Below are 19,034 nucleotides of genomic sequence, written 5' to 3'. Positions count from 1 at the left end.
GCGTCTGCCGCTCGCGTGGCAGTCTACCGATGATATCCGCTGTTGGCCGTTTGCCGAAAAAACCTGAACCGACTGATCTGGCCCTTGCCGGGCTTCGCTCGGAGAGTTTGGGGCGCATTCGTGCGGAAAAAGCTTGCACTGAAAAAAGCCTCAATCGGGGCCGAGCTGCGCCCCGGCCGGACCTGCACCGCGCCTGGAGCCCGGTACCTGTCGCACTTCCTGTTCGAGGCGCGCCTCCAATAACTGAAACTGTTCCGTAAACTCCGGCCACAGCCGCCCGACGGCGACCAGATCCGCCGCCCGCGCCGCCGCTTCTATCTGCTCGGCCACAGCCTTGACCTGCAGGCCACTCAGGTTGCCGGCAACACCGTTGATAACATGGGCGATAGCGGCAATCTCGTCGCGGTGACCCCAGTCGATCGCCTGCTGCAGGCGCGCCACAGACTTCGGCATTTCGCTCAGAAACGAACCGATCAGGTACAACAGCCGGCTTTCCTTACCCCTGACGCGCTGCAGCGCGGCGGCCCGGTCCCAAAGGGGGGCAGTGTCAGGGGAAGAGTCAGGAGAAAAGTCCGGGGAAGAGACGGGCTGACTGTCACCACCGGGCACTGTCGTAGCAGCGGGCGGCACCACCGCAGCCAGGGCCGCGAGCCAGCGCTGCAGGCACGCCTGTAATGCATCGGCATCGATGGGCTTGGCCAAGTAGTCATTCATCCCCGCCGCCAGGCACTTGTCTTTATCGCCTTTCATCGCGTTTGCGGTCATGGCGATAATGGTGATATCGCGATTGTGGGCGCCGCAACCGCCCGCGCGTATGTGGCGCGTCGCCGCATAGCCGTCCATCTCCGGCATCTGACAATCCATCAAAATCAACTGGAAAGGCGCGCCCGACGGCGCGCCGATCAGCGCCGCCACCGCCTCCAGACCATTGCCCGCCACATCGGCGCTGAAACCCATTTCGTCCAATATACCCAGCGCCACCTCCTGGTTAATCGCATTGTCTTCCACCAGCAGAATACGCGCCGTCTGTCTCTGCGCCCGCCGCCAGGGTTTGCGCCGGCGGCGGGTCGCCAGCGGATCGGCGACCCGCACTGTTTGGCTGCTCCCAAGCACCGTGTGCAGGGCATCAAGCAAGTCCGAGGTAGAGACGGGCTTGGGAATACAGCCCGCAAACCCGAGGCCGGCAAAAACATCGGCATCGCCCTGTTCACCGACGGCCGTCGTGCCAATCAGCGGCAAGGCGGCAAAGCGTTTATCTGCCCGAATCCTGCCGCCCAGGGTCGCGCCGTCCATAGCGGGCATCTGCATATCCACGATAGCCGCAGTGAACGGCGCGGCCACCTGCTGCTCAAGCTGCCCCAGTGCTGCGAAACCGTCCTTCGCCTCGGTCACTTGTGCGCCCCACAGGCTCAACTGCCGCCGCAGGACTTCGCGACTGGCGCCATTGTCGTCGACAATCAAAATCCGCGCACCGCGCATATCGAGCTGCGGCAGCACTTCCCCCGCTTTCTCGCCCGATTGCAACAGCACACTGAACTCGAAGCGACTGCCGCCGCCAACCTCACTGGCCACGTGAATGTCACCGCCCATCAGCCCGCACAATTGGTGGACAATCGCCAGCCCCAGCCCGCTGCCGCCGAACTGGCGCGTGGTCGATGCGTCCACTTGCGTAAAGGCGTCAAACAGACTGTTCATTTTATCCGGGGGAATACCGATCCCGGTGTCGGTTACGGCACAGCGCAGTCGCAGACTTTCTGCCGCAGCATTCGCGGGCACTTTTTTTGCCGCAACTCCCGCTACCGGGACATCTTCAAGCGTCGCCCGCACCACAATTTCACCGGTTTCGGTAAACTTTATGGCGTTGTCTATCAGGTTGGTCAAAATCTGCCGCAAGCGACTGGGATCACCTCTGACCATGGTCTGCTGCAGTTGCGTGACGTCCAACACCAACTCCAGTTTTTTTGCCTGGGTGCGCAGCGCCATGGCCTCGGTACACGCCTCCAGGTGACTGCGCAGGTCAAATTCGAGAATCTCCAGCGCCAGTTTGCCCGCTTCGACTTTGGAAAAGTCGAGAATGTCATTGAGCAGACTCAACAGCGACTCGGCGCTGGCGCGGGCCAGGCGCGCGTACTGGCCCTGCTTTTCAGACAGCTCGCCGCGCAGCAGGAGACTCAACATGCCGAGCACTCCATTCATGGGCGTGCGGATTTCATGGCTCATACTGGCTAAGAATTCCGATTTCATTCTGGCCGATGCCTGGGCCTGTTCGAGTGCCGCTTCGCGCTCTTTTTCGAGCTGCTTTTGCTGGCTGATATCGCGGATAAAACCGGTATATATGCGCCCGCCAGGTACTACAACCTCCGACACCGACAGCGTCACCGGCACTTCGTCACCGTTTTCACGCACGCCGTATAACTCCAGTTCCCGCCCGGTTACGATGCGCCCCGCGCGAATATAACCGCTCAGGGTATCGCCGTATTTTTCCCGGTACCTGGCCGGCAGCAACCGGTCTACCGAGCGTCCCCGCACCTGTGCCTCGCTATAGCCGAAGATTCGCACCGCGCTCTTGTTGAAAGACAGGATTTTGCCCCTGGCATCGAGCGTAATGATGGCCTCGGCGGCGGAGTTAAGAATGGCCTGAATACGTGCCGAGGTCTCTTCGGCCTGGCGCGCCGCATCCATCTGCTGGCGGGACTTTTCCTCAATCTGACTCACCAGGTCAGTCAAAATGCCGACAAACACTGTGCCATAAAATACGTTGTCGAGAAAATCGGCTATCGCGAAGTGATTGTCAAACAGTGCCCGCGAACCCAAGGCTATATGTAATTGGGCAATCATGCCCGGCAGTACACTCAGCACCAGTGCTAACCTGGCGAGCGTCGGGTCCTGTTTATACCAGAGCCAAAACAGGCAGGCTCCCACGGCAAACAACACCAGCGGCGCCACACCCAGTGGTCGGCTGAGCAGCGTGTGCTCCGCCACGGTTCGCGGCAGCACATCACTCTCTGCGCCAAGGTAGACAACCACACCGGCAATAACCAGAAAGAACAGGCCGATCACCATCAGCTTCACAGTACCGTGAATGTGCAAGCGACCGGGGTGCGAATGCCGGACGCCACTGCGCGTTATCCAGTAACAGACGCTAACACCGAGGACCATAATACCGGCGTGAAAACTGCGCGATATCACCCAGGTAAAGGGCACAATACTGATGTCGCCGCCATCGATCTGCGCGTCGATAAGGCGGGCCGTCGTCAGCGTGTGATAAGCATCAACCAAACCCGCGCTCAGCAGCGCCATGCCGATAACCGGCACGGTGATATCACGCCGCACGACATAGTGCAGGCAGGTAGCCAGCGCCGTCAGCACCGCCATGGTGACGGCACTCCATTCCAGCAGCGCGTGGTACATGGCACCGGCCAAGACCTGCAGGAAACCATCGAGTTGCGCCGCGGGTACGGCCGCAGCCGTCTGCGCACCGAAATCGAAACCGAGGAGATTGAGGCCGGTGGGCAGGCTGCAAATCAGCACCACAATAACGGCGAAGACAATATGTGAGGTTGTGCTGTTAAGGCGAGTATCAGAGCTGCTTACGCTAATCATTGAAGTTCGCCGGGGGTGTCGCCGGACGCTTTATTCATTCTCGGGTGTTAGCACAATACTAGTTCAATCCGCCGGGATGGCAATGCCGGGAGTCGTCTAGCGCTTGCGAAAGTCGTTTGCCCTGACACCTGTAACCGCCAACGCCACCGTGTAGGTCAGGAAACCCGCAACACACAGCCCAGCCAGATACCCAACTCTGGTCTGCCAGCCCCAAACATCCCAGCCATCGGCTTGCTGTAACAGCAGCACCAGCATTGCCGCCATGGCCGCATTGGCGGCGCCGAACTGCCACGCCAGCCGGCCCCAACCCGGCCCGGGTTGATACACCCGCCGCCACAAGCCCCGCAACAGCAAACCGGCATTGAGATAGGCCGCCAGCGCTGTCGCCAGGGCCAGCCCCACATGACCGATATTGAAATAGAAATACAACGGCAGCACCAGCGCCACATTCAGCCCCATATTGGCTACCATGGCGACGATGCCGATTTTTACCGGGGTTTTCATATCCTGACGGGCAAAGTAACCCGGTGCCAAAACCTTGATCAGCATAAACGCCACCAGCCCCAGAGCATAGGCGCGCAGGCTGAGACCCGCCATGGCGACATCGCGGGCGGTGGTCTTGCCGTACTGAAACAGCGTGTAGAGGATAGGTTCGGCCAACAGTATCAGCGCCAGTGCCGCCGGCACCGCAACCAGCAAAATAACGCGCAGGGCCCAGTCCAGGGTGGCGGAAAACTGTTGTGCGCCGGCGCCGGCGTGATGCCGGGACAGACTCGGCAGAATGACCGTCGCCACGGCGATGCCGAACACCCCCAGCGGCAGCTCGGCCAGCCGATCCGAATAATAGAGCCAGGAGACACTGCCGGTGGGCAAAAACGAGGCGATAACCGTATCCAGCAGCAGGTTGATCTGGCTGACGGAAACGCCGAAGATGGCCGGTGCCATCAGCGCCAGAATTCTGCGTACCCCCGGATCACCCCAGTCGACCTTGGGGTGGGGCATTAATCCGAGCCGCAGCAGAAACGGCAATTGAAATAAAAACTGCACCACACCTGCGGTCAAGACACCCCAGGCCAGCGCCAACACCGGCGGATCGAAATACGGCGACAGCAGCACCGCCGCGCAGATCATCGCAATATTCAACAACACCGGCGTAAACGCCGGCACCGCAAAACGGTCGTAACTGTTGAGCACAGCGCCGGCAAAGCCGGTAAGCGAAATCAACAGCAGGTAGGGGAAGGTGATGCGGATCATCTCGCTGGCGAGGGCAAATTTCGCCTCCTGCCCCATAAAACCCGGGGCAAAGACCATGGTCAGAACGGGCGCGCCGAGCACCGCCAGTGCCGTTACCCCCACCAGGGTCAGCCCCAGACAACCGGCCACCCGATCCAGCAACGCCCTGACCGCAGCGCGGTTGCCGCGCTGGCGGTATTCCGACAGCACCGGCACAAACGCCTGGGCAAAAGCGCCCTCCGCAAACAGTCGGCGCAGAAAGTTGGGAATCTTAAAGGCGACAAAGAACGCGTCGGCGCCGGCCTCGGAGCCGACAAAGCGGGCAAACACGATATCGCGCGCGAGGCCCAACACCCGCGACAGCATCGTCATCGAGCCCACGACCGCACTGGACTTCAACAACTGCGGCGGTGCAGATTCTGGCTTAGGAACATCAGACAAGATTTTGTTTTCCTTACCTTTATACTTGGCGCTTGGCGGCAGCCGGCAGTGTACTCGAGTGCCGGGACCAGCGCCACGCTTGCACCGATGAAAAAAGCGCGGTACTTTTACCGATGGTTGTAGCGGCTGGTGGCAGGCACCTTAATATTTCTAATCTATATAAACAGAAACGCCTGCATCTCTCCTTTACTTGCGCCGACCCTATCCGCCAACCATGTCTAACAAAAACAGCTATACTAATAAGTCATTAAGGGTCACTCGCTTATAGCCTGACATCTTAATACAAAAAAACAGAGGTTCAGTGGTTCAATCATCCATACGATGGATCACCCAAAACCGAAGGCCGACGTCTTTACCCGGATGTTCCGGTTACCCCTCTCGCGGCTGCAGTAACGCGATAGACGATGACGCGATGACGCGATAGAGAGGAACATCGAAATAGGGCAGCAGTAAGGCAACGACCTCCGTAACCAAACGGAGACAGTCATATGCCGGGTCGATGTAGTCCGAGAGGTAGTTCGAGCTTTAGCCTGAGATGTAGTCCGAGCAGTAATCTGAGTAGTAGTCCGACGAATGATGTACCGACATGTTGCGAGACGATTCCACCTGGTCTTCTGACCGGGACCGGCCCCGCCGGGTGGCGATCGACGCGCAGGCGACTGTTGCTCAAACCACCCGGCCCCGGGCATAACCAGCGGGCCAACCGGCCCCCGCCCCGCCGCAACCAGCACCGTGACCTAGTCCACTAACCGCATCTGTCAACCAGGGGACTGCGTTATGTCTGGGGATACTGAAAACCTGGCGGGTTTGCTGCTGTACTTTCTGGCCGTTATCGGTCTGGTAGCCTTGATCCTGCTGCTGTCTCACCTGCTCGGGCAGCGCCGCCGCGACAAAGCCACCGGCGAGCCATTCGAATCCGGCGTGGTATCCGTCGGCGATGCGCAACTGCGTTTTTCCGCGCCGTTTTTTCTGGTGGCGATCTTTTTCGTGATCTTCGACCTGGAGGCGGTATTTTTATTCGCCTGGGTGATCGGCTTTCGCGAGTCGGGTATGGCCGGCTTTATCGAGGCGGTGATCTTTATCGTGATACTGCTGACCGGTCTCGCCTATCTGTGGAAGCTCGGCGCTCTCGACTGGCGCCGCGACAGCCGCCGCCTGAGCGGCCGCGAGCGGCGTGCGGCCGACCTTGCAGACGACTTAGCGGCACCCGGCTCGCCCACCCCCGGCCTTGCACCCGAACCGCCGGCATCGACACAGGAGCGGCAATAATGCGCTGGAGTCTCACCAAACCGGAAGATTTAATTCCCGCCCAGCAGCTTCCCGGCGGCGCCCCGCTCGCCGGCGGCAATGCCAGCGGCCCCAATGCCGAGGGCAAGATCGCGGACCAGAGCTTTGACGAAGCGCTAAAGCGCAACATGTTATTCGCCCGCCTCGACGACATGATCAACTGGGGTCGCAAAAACTCCCTGTGGCCGTTTAACTTCGGCCTGTCGTGTTGCTATGTGGAGATGGCCACCGCGTTTACCAGTCGCCACGATATCGCCCGTTTTGGTGCCGAGGTCATCCGCGCAACGCCGCGCCAGGCCGATCTGATGGTGATCTCCGGCACCGTGTTTCGCAAGATGGCGCCGGTGGTCAAACGCCTCTACGACCAGTTACTGGAGCCGCGCTGGATTATCTCCATGGGCTCCTGCGCCAACTCCGGCGGCATGTACGACATTTATTCCGTGGTGCAGGGGGTGGACAAATTTTTACCGGTAGACGTCTACGTGCCCGGCTGCCCGCCGCGCCCGGAGGCCCTGTTGCAGGGTTTGACACTGCTGCAGGAGGCCATCGGCAAAGAGCGGCGACCGCTGTCGTGGCTGGTGGGCGACCAGGGTGTTTACCAGGCGCATATGGACAAGGACGGCGCCCGTTGTTTTCGCGACGAACTGCGTGAACAGCGCCGGCAGGTGACCACACTGCGGCCGCCGGATCAAGTTTGAGGCCGGACCAGACTGGCGCTCGCTTCGAACACCTGCTGTCGCTTCAGGCGTCTAAATTTGGTGGTAATCGAGGGGATTTGCATAGTCTATGGACCGTCACACTAGGTTAAGCGATCTCGATTAAAAATTTCGGGGGTAGGTCTGCCTCGGGATAGGGCTTTCAGAAACCTTCTGAGGCACGGATGCCGAAGAGAGTCCCCAGGGAGGGGTTAACGGCGTGTTTCTGAAAGCCCTATCCCGAGGCAGACCGGGTCAGTTGGCACATCGTTGCTAAAGCGCCACCAGAATTAGGCGCGTTAGGCGAAAGTAGGCACCCAATGCAAGAGCTACTCAGGCTGGAGCAAGTTTAGAACAAAGGAAAAATCATGGCCTTGGCCGAACAGCAACAAACAAACGCTGACTCACCGGCAGCGCTGTTCACCGGACTCTTTGGCGACGACGGCGTCAGCACCCAGGACACCGCCGACGGCATCAGCACGGCCTGGATCGGGCGCGACCATATCCACCGCGCCCTGGCCGACGCCAAACGCCAGGGCTATGAGATGCTGTTGGACCTCACCGCCATCGACGAGCGCCTGCGCCAGCACCGGGCCGGACAGCCGCCGGCGGACTTCACAGCCGTCTACCACCTGATGTCCTTCTCCCGCAACCGCGACCTGCGCCTGAAAGTGGCGCTGCCAATCGACGATGCGACACTGCCGAGCTGTTGCGATATCTGGCCCAACGCCAACTGGTACGAACGCGAAGTCTGGGATATGTTCGGCATCGAATTCACGGGCCATCCCTTTCTCGCCCGTATCCTGACACCGCCCACCTGGGAGGGCCATCCGCTGCGCAAGGATCACCCGGCGCGAGCCACCGAGATGGAACCGTTCAGCCTGCCGGAGGAAAAGCTGGAGCGCGAGCAGGAGGCGCTGCGTTTCGATCCCGAGGCCTGGGGTATGCGGCGCACCCGCGACACCAGCGATTTTATGTTTCTCAACCTCGGCCCCAATCACCCGAGTGTGCACGGCGTGTTTCGTATCGCCCTGCAACTGGACGGCGAACAGATCGTCGATGCCGTGCCGGATATCGGCTATCACCACCGCGGCGCCGAAAAAATGGGGGAACGCCAGAGCTGGCACACATTTATCCCCTATACCGACCGCGTCGACTACCTGGGCGGCTGTATGAACAACCTGCCCTATGTAATGACAGTGGAAAAGCTTGCCGGCATTGAGGTGCCGCCGCGGGCGCAAGTGATTCGAGTCCTGTTGAGCGAACTCTACCGGGTCGCCAGCCACCTGGTGTTCTACGGCACCTTCGCCCAGGATGTGGGCCAGCTCTCACCCGTCTTTTACATGTTTATCGACCGCGAAAAAGTGTTCGATATCATCTCATCGATCACCGGCGGGCGCATGCACAGCGGCTGGTTTCGCATCGGCGGCGTGGCTCAGGACCTGCCTAAGGGCTGGGACATCGCCATCCGCGAACTGCTCGCCTGGATGCCCAAACGCCTCGACCACTACCAGAAAATGGTGATGGACAACAGCATCGTCAAACAGCGCACCCGGGCCATCGGCGACTACTCCACCGCCGAGGCCCTGGACTGGGGTGTCACCGGCGCCGGCCTGCGCGCAACCGGCTACGCGTGGGACTACCGCAAACAGCGCCCCTACAGCGGCTACGACCAGTTCGAGTTTGAAATTCCAGTCGGCGCCAGCGGCGACAGCTACGACCGGGCGGCGGTGCGCGCCGAGGAAATCCGCCAGAGCCTGCGCATTATCGAGCAGTGTCTCGAGAATATGCCGGCGGGCCCTTACAAAGCGTTTCATCCGCTCACCACGCCGCCGCCGAAAGAGCGCACCCTGCGCGATATCGAAACGCTGATCCAACACTTCGTCAACACCACCTGGGGACCGGTCATCCCCGCCGGTGAGGCCTGCGTGGGCATTGAAGCCACCAAGGGAATCAACAGCTATTACCTGGTGTCCGATGGCGGCACCAGCAGTTACCGGACCCGGATTCGCACCCCGAGCTTCCCGCACTTGCAAATGATTCCGCTGATCAGCCGCGATCTGTTTATCGCCGATTTGATCGCGATTATCGCCAGTATCGACTTCGTGATGGCGGATGTGGACAGATAGCACCGGGTAACAACCGACAAACCAAGTGAGGTTATTCGATGACAGACGCGCAACCGACACTGATAAGCAGTCTCAGCGAAGCGGAAATTGCCGAGATTCGCGCCGAAGTCTCTCACTACGAGTACCCCCAGGCCGCCTCCATCGAAGCGCTGAAGGTGGTGCAGAAATATCGCGGCTGGGTCTCCGACGAGTCGCTGCGGGCGGTGGCCAAACTGCTGGAGATGTCGGCGGAACAACTCGACGGTGTGGCAACGTTTTACAGCCTGATTTTCCGCCGCCCGGTGGGGGAAAATATGCTGATGCTGTGCGACGGTATCAGTTGCTGGATGCTCGGCTGCGAGCAGGTGAAAGCCCGTATTCAGGAACGACTGGGCATCGACTACGGCGAGACCAGCCCCGACAACAAATTTACGCTGCTGCCGGTCACCTGCCAGGGCGCCTGTGACCGGGCACCGGTGCTGCTGAAAAATATGCAATTGTACACGCACCTGTCAGCGGCGGGCATCGACGCGCTGCTGGCCGATACAGCGGCGGAGCAAAACTCATGATCACCAGACCGCTGACCCGGCATATCGATTTGTCGCGCCCGCCCTACGACCTGGCGCAGTATGAAGATGCCGGCGGTTACAGCGGCGCCAGGAAAGTCATTACCGGTATGACGCCTGCCGAGGGCCTGCAACTGCTCAAGGATTCGGGGTTGCGCGGTCGCGGCGGCGCCGGTTTTCCCACCGGCATGAAGTGGAGTTTCGTCCCTATGGATAAGGACAACAAGGGGGATAAGGACAAAAAGGGGGATAAAGACGGGGACAAAGCACCGCGCCCGAAGTATATCGTCGCCAATGCCGACGAAATGGAACCCGGCACCTTCAAGGACCGCCTGTTGATGGAAGGCTGCCCGCACCTGCTGGTGGAGGGTATGCTGGTCGGCGGCTATATCCTGCAGGCCGATATCGGCTATATCTTTATCCGCGGCGAGTATGTGGAGGCGGCGCAACTGCTCAACGCCGCCATCGCCGAGTGCCGCAAGAAAGGCTACCTGGGCAAACATATTCTCGGCGGCGACTGGAGCTTCGAACTCCACGTGCACACCAGCGCCGGGCGCTATATCTGCGGCGAGGAAACCGCGCTGCTCAACTCGCTGGAAGGCAAGCGCGCAACGCCGCGGGCAAAACCGCCCTTTCCCCAGGTCAGCGGCCTGTGGGGCAAGCCCACCATCGTCAACAATGTCGAAACCCTGTGCAACCTGCCACCGATCATCGAGCACGGCGCCGACTGGTTCAAACAGCTCAGCCTCACCGGGGACGCCGGCACTAAACTTTACGGCGTCAGCGGTCGCGTCAACAACCCCGGCTGCTGGGAACTGCCGATGGGGACCACGGCGCGAACACTGATCGAGGAACACGCCGGGGGTATGTGCGACGGTTATCAACTGAAAACGTTTCTACCCGGGGGCGGCTCCACACCCCTGTTATTGCCCGAACACCTGGACACCCCGATGGACTACACCGAGATCGGCAAACTCGGCAGCCGCCTCGGTACCGGCACTATGATTGTCATTGACGATCAGGTGGACTTTATCGGCGCGCTGAAAAATCTGGAACATTTCTTTTCCCAGGAGTCCTGCGGTTTCTGCACGCCCTGCCGCGACGGCTTGCCCTGGGTGGAAAAAGCGCTGGACAACCTCGAACACGGCCGCGGCAGCCGCGCCGATCTCGACTGGCTCAAGCGCGCCACCTGGATGCTGAATATGGGCAACACCTTCTGCGCCCATGCGCCGGGCGCCATGGGGCCGTTGGAAAGCGCGCTGAAATATTTCCCCGACGAGTTCGAGCAGCGGCTCGCGCAGTCCGCTGCCCGGCGCAAGTCCGTGACGGAACAGACCGCTCCACCGGACTCGCCGTTGGAGGCTCCTTTACCAAACTCACCGTTGAAGACTCATTTACCAAACTCACCGTTGAAGACTCATTTACCAAACTCACCGTTGAAGGCGCCATGACCAAAATTATCGTAGACGACAAAGCGTATGAAGTGCCGGCGGGCAACAACCTGCTGCACGCCTGCCTGTCGCTCGGGCTCGATCTCCCGTACTTTTGCTGGCACCCTTGCCTGGGTTCGGTGGGCGCCTGCCGCCAGTGCGCGGTCAAGCAGTACCAGGACGAAAACGATAGCCGCGGCCGCATCGTCATGGCCTGTATGACGCCCGCCAGCGAAGGCGCCCGCATTAGTGTGGCGGACCCCCAGGCGCGGGACTTTCGCGCCGGCATTATCGAACTGTTGATGACCAATCACCCCCATGACTGCCCCGTGTGCGAAGAGGGCGGCGAGTGCCACCTGCAGGATATGACCGAAATGAGCGGGCACACGTTTCGCCGTTACGAGCAGACCAAACGCACCCACCGCAATCAGTATCTGGGGCCTTTTATCAACCACGAAATGAATCGCTGTATCGCCTGCTACCGGTGTGTGCGCTACTACCAGGATTACGCCGGCGGCAGCGACCTGCAAATGCTGGGTGCACACCACCACGTCTACTTCGGCCGCCACTGCGACGGTACGCTCGAGAACCCCTTCAGCGGCAACCTGGTGGAGGTCTGCCCCACCGGAGTATTTACCGACAAAACCTTCAGCCAGGACTACACCCGCAAGTGGGACCTACAGTGTGCGCCCTCCATCTGCCAACACTGCGCCGTAGGCTGCAACACCAGCCCCGGCGAGCGTTACGGTCGCCTGAAGCGTATCGTCAACCGCTATCACAATGACGTGAACGGTTATTTTCTCTGCGATCGCGGGCGCTTTGGTTACGGCTTTGTCAACGGCGACCAGCGCCTGCACCAGGTGATGCGCCGCCAGGGCGGCAGCGAGGAGACCACCGGCCAAGCGGCACAGGTGGCCACGGCCGCCGCGGGTCACCGGGCGCTGGCTGAATTGCTGGCCCGATCCGACAGTGCCGTTATCGGTTCGCCGCGCACGTCGCTGGAAAATAATTTTGCCCTGCTCACCGCCGCCCGGCAGCATTTTTGCGGCGGCTTTAGCGCGGCGGAACAGCAGATTATGCAGACTGCCGTCACCAACTACCGCCAGCCGGATATCGGTATTCCCTCGCCGGCGGATATCGAGACCGCCGACGCCATTTTAATTCTCGGTGAAGATATCCTTAACACCGCGCCGGTACTGGCGCTGCGAGTGCGTCAGGCGGTGCGCAATCGGGCCCGGGATCTGGCCGCCGCGGCGGGGATTCCCGCCTGGCAGGACGCCGCAGTTCAGGAGTTGGCGCAACAGTCGCGCAACCCGCTGATACAACTCACCGTCGACAATACCGATCTCGACGCTATCGCGGCCATCAACCGGCAACTGGCACCGGCGGATATCGCCCGCCTCGGTTTTGCCATCGCCCACGGTATCAACTCAGAAGCACCCGCCCCCAACGACCTGACCGCGGCGGAAACCGAACTGGCAGACCGGGTGTGTGCGCTGCTGAACCATGCCAACCGCCCGCTGGTGATTACCGGCACCGCGCTCTTGTCGACCGCCGTATTAGAGGCTGCCGCTAATATCGCCAAGTCCCTGTCACGCAAACTCGATGCGCCCTGCCCGCTGCACCAGTGCCTGGCGGAGTGCAACAGCCTAGGCGCGGCAATGCTCGCCGCCGACAGTGCGACTTTGGAGCAGACGCTCGAAGGGGTTGAAGACGGTGCGATCAAACGCCTGCTGGTGCTGGAAAACGATCTGTACCGGCGCTGCGACAGCCGGCGCCTGGACGCCGCTCTCGACCGACTCGACGAGTTGATCGTTATCGATCATCAATGGACCGCAACGGCGGCCAAAGCCGACTGGGTGCTGCCCGCCGCCACCTTCGCCGAAAGCGAGGGTACGCTGGTCAACAGCGAGGCTCGCGCGCAGCGTTTCTTCGCTGTATTTCCCGGCGTCGCCGACGTCCGCGCCGGCTGGCAGTGGCTCACCGCGGCCAACCCCGGGGCCTGGGCAGCTATCGATGCAGTGACTGCCGATAGAGCATCTGCTGAGACAGTAGCTGTCGAGCAAGTGGCTACCGAGAAAGCAACTGTCGGGAAAGTGGCTGTCGGGAAAGTGGCTGTCGGGAAAGTGGCTGCCGGTAACGTAACAATCGACGCGGTCACCAAAGCCTGCGCCGCCAGCCAGCCGCTGTTGGCACAGATTGTCGCCGCCGCGCCGCCGGCCGAGGCGCGATCGCAGGGGCGACAGGTACCGCGTATGCCGCACCGCTACAGCGGCCGCACCGCGATTCGCGCCCATATCAATGTCAGCGAACCGAAGCAGACACCGGACCCGATGTCAGCGCTGGGTTTCACCATGGAAGGCGATCCCACCCACCTGCCGCCGGCACTGCGCCCCTCAACCTGGGCACCGGGCTGGAATTCGAACCAGTCGATCCACAAGTTTCAACAGGAAGTCAACGGCGAACTGGCGGGCGGCCCCAGCGGCGTGCGGCTGCTCGATGAGCCGGCCGCCGCTGCTGCCGCAACCTGGTTTACCGAGATACCACCCGCGTTTCGGGCCGCCGGCGATAAGCTGCAACCCGTTCCCCTCTACCATATCTTCGGCAGCGAAGAGTTGAGCCAGCGGGCCGAACCGATTCAGGCGCGCCGGCCCCGGGACTATATCGCCCTGCACCCGGATGACGCCGCCCGCTTGCAGGTTTGCAGCAGCGACGGCATCAGTTTCAGCGCCGCCGGCCTCGAGTTTTGCCTGGGCGTGCGCATCACCGCGGCCCTGCCGGCCGGTGTTATCGGCCTGCCCATGGGCATCGGTGGTCTGACGCCGGCGGCCCTGGCCACCCCCTTAACAGTCACCAAGGCATTCGACTGGCAACCGCCGCCGTCACCTGGCGATAGGGCGGTGATTGCCAGTGACCTGGCCGCCAACGGGGGAGCCGCGCCATGAATGATACCTGGCTCGACATCCTGATCGGCAACGGCCTGGTTATCGCCATTTTACTGGTGGTGCTGCTGAGTCTGGCGGCGGTGCTGATCTGGCTGGAGCGGCGCCTGCTCGGTATCTGGCAGGACCGCCTCGGCCCCAACCGGGTCGGGCCCCTGGGTATCGGCCAGGTGCTCGCCGATATGATCAAGATTTTCACCAAAGAGGACTGGATTCCACCGTTCGCCGACCGCGCCGTGTTTATCCTCGCGCCCACCATCGTGGTGATTACCATGCTGCTTGCCTTTGCCGTGGTGCCCTTCGCGCCGGGCATCGGCATCAGTGATCTCAATATCGGCCTGCTGTTTTTTTTGGCCATGAGTTCGCTGGCCGCCTACAGCGTGATGCTGGCGGGTTACTCCTCCAACAACAAATACGCACTGATCGGCGGCCTGCGGGCGGCGGCGCAAACCGTCAGCTATGAAGTCTTTATGGGCCTGGCGCTGATGGGCGTGGTCATCCTCGCCGGCAGTTTCAATATGCGCGAGATCGTGCAGGCACAGGCCGCCAACGGCTGGTACATCGTGCCGCAGTTTTTTGGTTTTGTGGTGTTTCTTATCGCCGGTATTGCCGAGAGCCACCGGCTGCCGTTCGATCTGCCCGAGGCCGAACACGAAATAGTGGCCGGCTTTCACACCGAGTATTCCGGCATGAAGTTCGGCCTGTTCTTTATCGGCGAGTACCTGGGCGTGATCCTGATTTCGGCCATTATCACCACCCTGTTTTTCGGCGGTTGGCTCGGCCCCTGGCTGCCGCCGCTGGTGTGGTTTTGCCTCAAGACTCTCGTTTTTATCTGCTTTTTTGTCTTGCTGCGCGCCGCCATTCCGCGCCCCCGCTACGACCAGTTGATGAGCTTCGGCTGGAAAGTCATGTTGCCGCTGGCACTGGTCAATTTAATGGTAACCGGTGCTGTCGTACTGGTGCAGGAGGGTTGACATCATGCTCGAAGCACTGAAAGCCGTGCAAAGCCAATTGGTGACCCTCTGGACCGTTATCCAGCACACCTTCAGTCGCGCCGACACGGTCGAGTACCCGGAACAGAAACCCTACACGCCGCCGCGCTACCGCGCCCGCATCGTGTTGACCCGCGACCCCGATGGCGAAGAGCGCTGTGTGGCCTGCAACCTGTGCGCCGCCGCCTGCCCGGTGGACTGCATCGCGCTGCAGAAAGCCGAGGACGACGACGGTCGCTGGTACGCCGAATGGTTTCGCATTAATTTTTCCCGCTGCATCGTCTGCGGTCTGTGCGAGGAGGCCTGCCCGACCTACGCCATTCAACTGACCCCGGACTTCGAATACTGCGAATACAACCGCCAGAATATGGTGTATGAAAAAGAAGACCTGCTGATCAGCGGTCCCGGCAAATACCACGACTACAATTTTTACCGCCTGGCAGGTAAATCCGTTCACGGCAAAGACAAAGGCGAAGCTTACCGGGAAGAGCGACCGATCGACGTTAAGAGCCTGATGCCATAAAAACTTTTGGGGGAATGCCATGACCGCAACACTTTTTTATATAGCCGCAGCCGTGGCGGTGATCAGTACCGTGTTGGCCATTACCCGAACCAACGCCGCGCACGCGCTGCTCTACCTGGTGGTGTCGCTGCTGTCGGTGGCGGTGATTTTTTACCTGATCGGTGCGCCCCTGGCCGGCGCCCTGGAGGTTATCGTCTACGCCGGTGCCATTATGGTGTTGTTTGTGTTCGTCATTATGATGCTCAACGCCGGCCGGGCCACCGCGCGCCAGGAGCAGCAGTGGTTGTCCACTTCGGCCTGGACCCTGCCGGCGCTGTTGTGCGCAGTGCTGCTGGCGGAGTTGGTCTATGTGCTGCAACAACAGGACACGGTTTACCTGGACGCCCATATCACGCCCAAAGAAGTTGGCATCTTATTGTACGGCCCCTATTTGCTGGCTGTGGAGCTGGCCTCGATGCTGCTGCTGGCGGGGCTGGTGGGGGCTTATCACCTGGGGCGGGAAGACCCGCCGCCGGATCGCCGGCAACCCGGCACAGCGGAACAGACCGATGCTTAATATACCCATGGAACACGGTTTACTACTGGCGGCTCTGCTGTTTTCGCTGGGGTTTATCGGCGTACTTATCCGCCGCAATATTTTGTTTGTGCTGATGAGTCTGGAAATCATGCTCAACGCCGCCGGCCTGGCGTTTGTGGTGGCCGCGGCCCGCTGGGAACAGGCCGACGGTCAGATTATGTTCCTGATGGTGCTGACCCTGGCGGCGGCGGAAGTCGCGGTGGGCCTGGCGCTGCTGGTGCAGTTGTACCGTCGTTATCAAACATTGGATATGGATGTGCTTAGCCAGTTGAGGGGCTAGAAGGTCAAGAATCTGCGTGCGGGGCGCAGCGCCTGTTCTTGATAAGGACCGAAGTAAGGGGCGACAAGTGAATGGCACTTAGTCTTAAGCGAAGACGTGCCAATTGACCGGGCTACCTCTGGAAGAGGTTTTCAGAAACACGCCGTAAACCCATCCTTGGGGGCTTCACGACAGCATCCCTGCTGTCGAGAGTTTCTGAAAACCTCTTCCAGAGGTAGCCCTACCCCCGGTATTTTTAATCGAGATCAGTAAGGATAGCGTGAGGGTCAATGAGCGATGCAAATCCGTTTATGTACCACCAAAAGTAGGCGCCCGAAGCAAGAGTGGGCTCATGAGGCGAAAGTCAGCGCCTGAGACAAGTGCCATTCGGGTCAGAGCAAAAATTAGAAAAACAATTTTTGCTCTGACCCCGCGCCACGCTGTGCCGGCTTAAGGCAGTGCTAATCGAGGCAATACCTTTATTAACCGCCGAGCTGTATTAATCGCTAAACAAGATAAGGTGGGATAACTGTGGACAAACTCTGGCTGGTACCAACCTTTCCTCTGCTGGGCTTTGTGCTGCTAACACTGCTGCCGCTGTGGTTCGGTCCACTGCCACGCCGCCTGACGGCGCTGATCGGCGCCGGCTCCATCGGCCTGTCCGCCCTCGCCACACTCTGGATCGGCCAGGTGTTTCTGGCCAGCGGCCTGCCCGACTACAACATTACATTGTGGCAATGGCTGCAGGTGGCCGATCTGTCGGTGACATTCGGTTTTTACCTGGACTCGCTGACACTGACCATGATGGGCGTGATTACCGGCGTCGGCTTTTTGATTCACGTCTACTCCGTGGGTTTTATGCGGGAGGACCCCGGCTACGCCCGCTTCTTCAGCTATATGAACCTGTTTGTCGCCGCCATGCTGGTATTGGTGATGGCCGACAACCTGGTGCTGCTCTACCTTGGCTGGGAAGGCGTCGGACTGTGCAGTTATCTGCTGATCGGCTTCTGGTACCAAAACCCCCGCAACGGCTATTGCGCCCGCAAAGCCTTTGTCGTCACCCGGGTCGGCGATACCGCCATGGCCATCGGCCTGTTCCTGTTGTTCAAAGAACTCGGCGATCTCAATATCCAGTCGGTCAATGCGTTGGCACCGACCCAGTGGGACACCGGCGGTACCCTGCCCACGGCGATAGCGCTGTTGCTGCTGGGCGGCGCGGTGGGCAAATCCGCGCAACTGCCGCTGCAAACCTGGCTGCCCGATGCCATGGCCGGCCCCACCCCCATCAGCGCCCTGATCCACGCCGCCACCATGGTCACCGCCGGCGTCTACCTGATCGCCCGCACCCATCCGGTCTTTATGCTGGCACCGGACGCACTGGCGCTGGTGGCGATCATCGGCGCCGCCACCGCGTTGATCGCCGGCTTTACCGCGCTGACCCAGACCGATATCAAACGCATACTCGCCTACTCCACCGTCAGCCAGATCGGCTATATGTTTCTCGCCCTCGGGGTGGGCGCCTGGAGCGGCGCCATCTTCCATTTGATGACTCACGCGTTTTTCAAGGCGCTGTTGTTTCTCGGCGCCGGCACTGTGATTCTCAGCCTGCACCATGAGCACGATATTTTCAAAATGGGCGGTATGCGCAGGCAACTGCCGCTGGCGTTTATTTGTTTTCTGATCGGCTCGGCGGCCCTGGCGGCGCTGCCGCTGACATCGGGTTACTACAGCAAGCACGCCATCATGCTGGCCACGTGGAACGCGCCGGGGCTCGGTCCGACCTTATGGCTGGTGGCCCTGGCCGGTGCCTTTATGACGGCGCTCTACAGTTTTCGGCTGGTGTTCGTCGTCTTTTTCGGGCCCCCGAGCGAACACCACCGGGATGCTGCCGAGCAGCGCGGTCTCACCATGGCAGTGCCCCTGGCCATTCTCGGCGTGCTGGCATTGATCGGCGGCTACGCCCACCTGGAACTCGACAATCTGCCCGCCACAATTGCAGCACCGGTGCCCGGCAGCGTCGACCTGCTGACCATCGCCGTGCCGTTTGCCGGCATCCTGCTCGCCTACGCCGGTTACGGCGCGCGCTGGTTTGACCCGCAAACGCTCGCGCGCAACCCACTGCTCAAGCCACTGCGAGAATTCTGGTACAGCGGCTGGGGCATGGACTGGTTGTACGACAAGCTGTTGGTGGCGCCCTGGAAAGGCATCGCCCGGTTCAACAGCGCCGATGTGATCGATACCGTTTACAGCTTTATTGCCTGGAGCAACCGCGGCGCCCATCTCCTGGTCAGCATGACCCAGACCGGCAAGCTGCGCTGGTACGCCGCCACTTTGGCGCTGGGTACAGTGCTGTTGCTCGGTTACGGATTATTTTAAAA

13 protein-coding genes are annotated in these 19,034 nt (G+C 60.7%); 11 read left to right on the top strand and 2 right to left on the bottom strand.

What is annotated here, in order from left to right; all coding sequences use genetic code 11:
* Positions 1-150 precede the first annotated feature (150 nt).
* Positions 151-3,603, bottom strand: coding sequence for a response regulator (locus FKG94_RS20095; RefSeq protein WP_142928731.1), 3,453 nt, complete (start codon positions 3,601-3,603; stop codon positions 151-153).
* A 96-nt stretch (positions 3,604-3,699) separates the two neighbouring features.
* Entirely contained in the window at positions 3,700-5,277 is a 1,578-nt protein-coding gene (murJ, locus tag FKG94_RS20090) for a murein biosynthesis integral membrane protein MurJ (RefSeq protein ID WP_281284267.1), read from the bottom strand.
* Between the two features lie 777 nt (positions 5,278-6,054).
* Here murJ and ndhC point away from each other — a divergent pair.
* The 11 genes from ndhC (at position 6,055) to nuoL (ending at position 19,032) form a co-directional block, all read left to right on the top strand.
* Positions 6,055-6,546: an NADH-quinone oxidoreductase subunit A gene (gene ndhC / locus FKG94_RS20085; protein WP_142928730.1), complete on the top strand. Its 492-nt coding sequence runs from the start codon at positions 6,055-6,057 to the stop codon at positions 6,544-6,546.
* Positions 6,546-7,262 carry a NuoB/complex I 20 kDa subunit family protein gene (locus FKG94_RS20080; protein WP_142928729.1) on the top strand — a complete coding sequence of 239 codons (717 nt, stop codon included), beginning with the start codon at positions 6,546-6,548 and terminating at the stop codon, positions 7,260-7,262. Before ndhC ends, FKG94_RS20080 begins: the two co-directional genes overlap by 1 nt.
* Positions 7,263-7,627: 365 nt before the next feature.
* Positions 7,628-9,388 carry an NADH-quinone oxidoreductase subunit C/D gene (gene nuoC, locus FKG94_RS20075; protein WP_142928728.1) on the top strand — a complete coding sequence of 587 codons (1,761 nt, stop codon included), beginning with the start codon at positions 7,628-7,630 and terminating at the stop codon, positions 9,386-9,388.
* 38 nt (positions 9,389-9,426) lie between these two features.
* Positions 9,427-9,936, top strand: a complete 510-nt coding sequence (nuoE, locus tag FKG94_RS20070; RefSeq protein ID WP_142928727.1) for an NADH-quinone oxidoreductase subunit NuoE — start codon at positions 9,427-9,429, stop codon at positions 9,934-9,936.
* Positions 9,933-11,384 carry an NADH-quinone oxidoreductase subunit NuoF gene (gene nuoF / locus FKG94_RS20065; RefSeq protein WP_142928726.1) on the top strand — a complete coding sequence of 484 codons (1,452 nt, stop codon included), beginning with the start codon at positions 9,933-9,935 and terminating at the stop codon, positions 11,382-11,384. The genes nuoE and nuoF overlap by 4 nt, the downstream gene beginning before the upstream one ends.
* Entirely contained in the window at positions 11,381-14,308 is a 2,928-nt protein-coding gene (nuoG, locus tag FKG94_RS20060; RefSeq protein ID WP_142928725.1) for an NADH-quinone oxidoreductase subunit NuoG, read from the top strand. Before nuoF ends, nuoG begins: the two co-directional genes overlap by 4 nt.
* On the top strand, positions 14,305-15,279 hold the full coding sequence (gene nuoH, locus FKG94_RS20055; protein ID WP_142928724.1) for an NADH-quinone oxidoreductase subunit NuoH: 975 nt from the start codon (positions 14,305-14,307) through the stop codon (positions 15,277-15,279). The genes nuoG and nuoH overlap by 4 nt, the downstream gene beginning before the upstream one ends.
* Positions 15,280-15,283: 4 nt before the next feature.
* Positions 15,284-15,820 (top strand): NADH-quinone oxidoreductase subunit NuoI, encoded by a 537-nt coding sequence (nuoI, locus tag FKG94_RS20050; protein ID WP_218943587.1) that lies wholly within the window; start codon positions 15,284-15,286, stop codon positions 15,818-15,820.
* A gap of 19 nt (positions 15,821-15,839) precedes the next feature.
* A complete protein-coding gene (gene nuoJ / locus FKG94_RS20045) occupies positions 15,840-16,376 on the top strand; it encodes an NADH-quinone oxidoreductase subunit J (protein ID WP_142928723.1) in 537 nt (178 codons plus the stop codon).
* Entirely contained in the window at positions 16,369-16,677 is a 309-nt protein-coding gene (gene nuoK, locus FKG94_RS20040) for an NADH-quinone oxidoreductase subunit NuoK (RefSeq protein WP_142928722.1), read from the top strand. The genes nuoJ and nuoK overlap by 8 nt, the downstream gene beginning before the upstream one ends.
* 510 nt (positions 16,678-17,187) lie before the next feature.
* A complete protein-coding gene (gene nuoL, locus FKG94_RS20035) occupies positions 17,188-19,032 on the top strand; it encodes an NADH-quinone oxidoreductase subunit L (protein WP_142928721.1) in 1,845 nt (614 codons plus the stop codon).
* Positions 19,033-19,034: the final 2 nt, after the last annotated feature.

Origin of the sequence: Exilibacterium tricleocarpae (assembly GCF_007004655.1) — a bacterium.
GTDB classification, from domain to species: Bacteria; Pseudomonadota; Gammaproteobacteria; order Pseudomonadales; family Cellvibrionaceae; genus Exilibacterium; species Exilibacterium tricleocarpae.
This window is presented reverse-complemented; position numbering and strand designations above follow the sequence as displayed.

Coding starts and splice junctions, on each gene's coding strand:
- ndhC (WP_142928730.1), top strand. CDS start 6,055: ATGTCTGGGGATACTGAAAACCTGGCGGGTTTGCTGCTGTACTTTCTG.
- nuoK (WP_142928722.1), top strand. CDS start 16,369: ATGCTTAATATACCCATGGAACACGGTTTACTACTGGCGGCTCTGCTG.
- nuoH (WP_142928724.1), top strand. CDS start 14,305: ATGAATGATACCTGGCTCGACATCCTGATCGGCAACGGCCTGGTTATC.
- nuoG (WP_142928725.1), top strand. CDS start 11,381: ATGACCAAAATTATCGTAGACGACAAAGCGTATGAAGTGCCGGCGGGC.
- nuoE (WP_142928727.1), top strand. CDS start 9,427: ATGACAGACGCGCAACCGACACTGATAAGCAGTCTCAGCGAAGCGGAA.
- nuoF (WP_142928726.1), top strand. CDS start 9,933: ATGATCACCAGACCGCTGACCCGGCATATCGATTTGTCGCGCCCGCCC.
- nuoI (WP_218943587.1), top strand. CDS start 15,284: ATGCTCGAAGCACTGAAAGCCGTGCAAAGCCAATTGGTGACCCTCTGG.
- FKG94_RS20080 (WP_142928729.1), top strand. CDS start 6,546: ATGCGCTGGAGTCTCACCAAACCGGAAGATTTAATTCCCGCCCAGCAG.
- nuoJ (WP_142928723.1), top strand. CDS start 15,840: ATGACCGCAACACTTTTTTATATAGCCGCAGCCGTGGCGGTGATCAGT.
- nuoC (WP_142928728.1), top strand. CDS start 7,628: ATGGCCTTGGCCGAACAGCAACAAACAAACGCTGACTCACCGGCAGCG.
- FKG94_RS20095 (WP_142928731.1), bottom strand. CDS start 3,603: ATGATTAGCGTAAGCAGCTCTGATACTCGCCTTAACAGCACAACCTCA.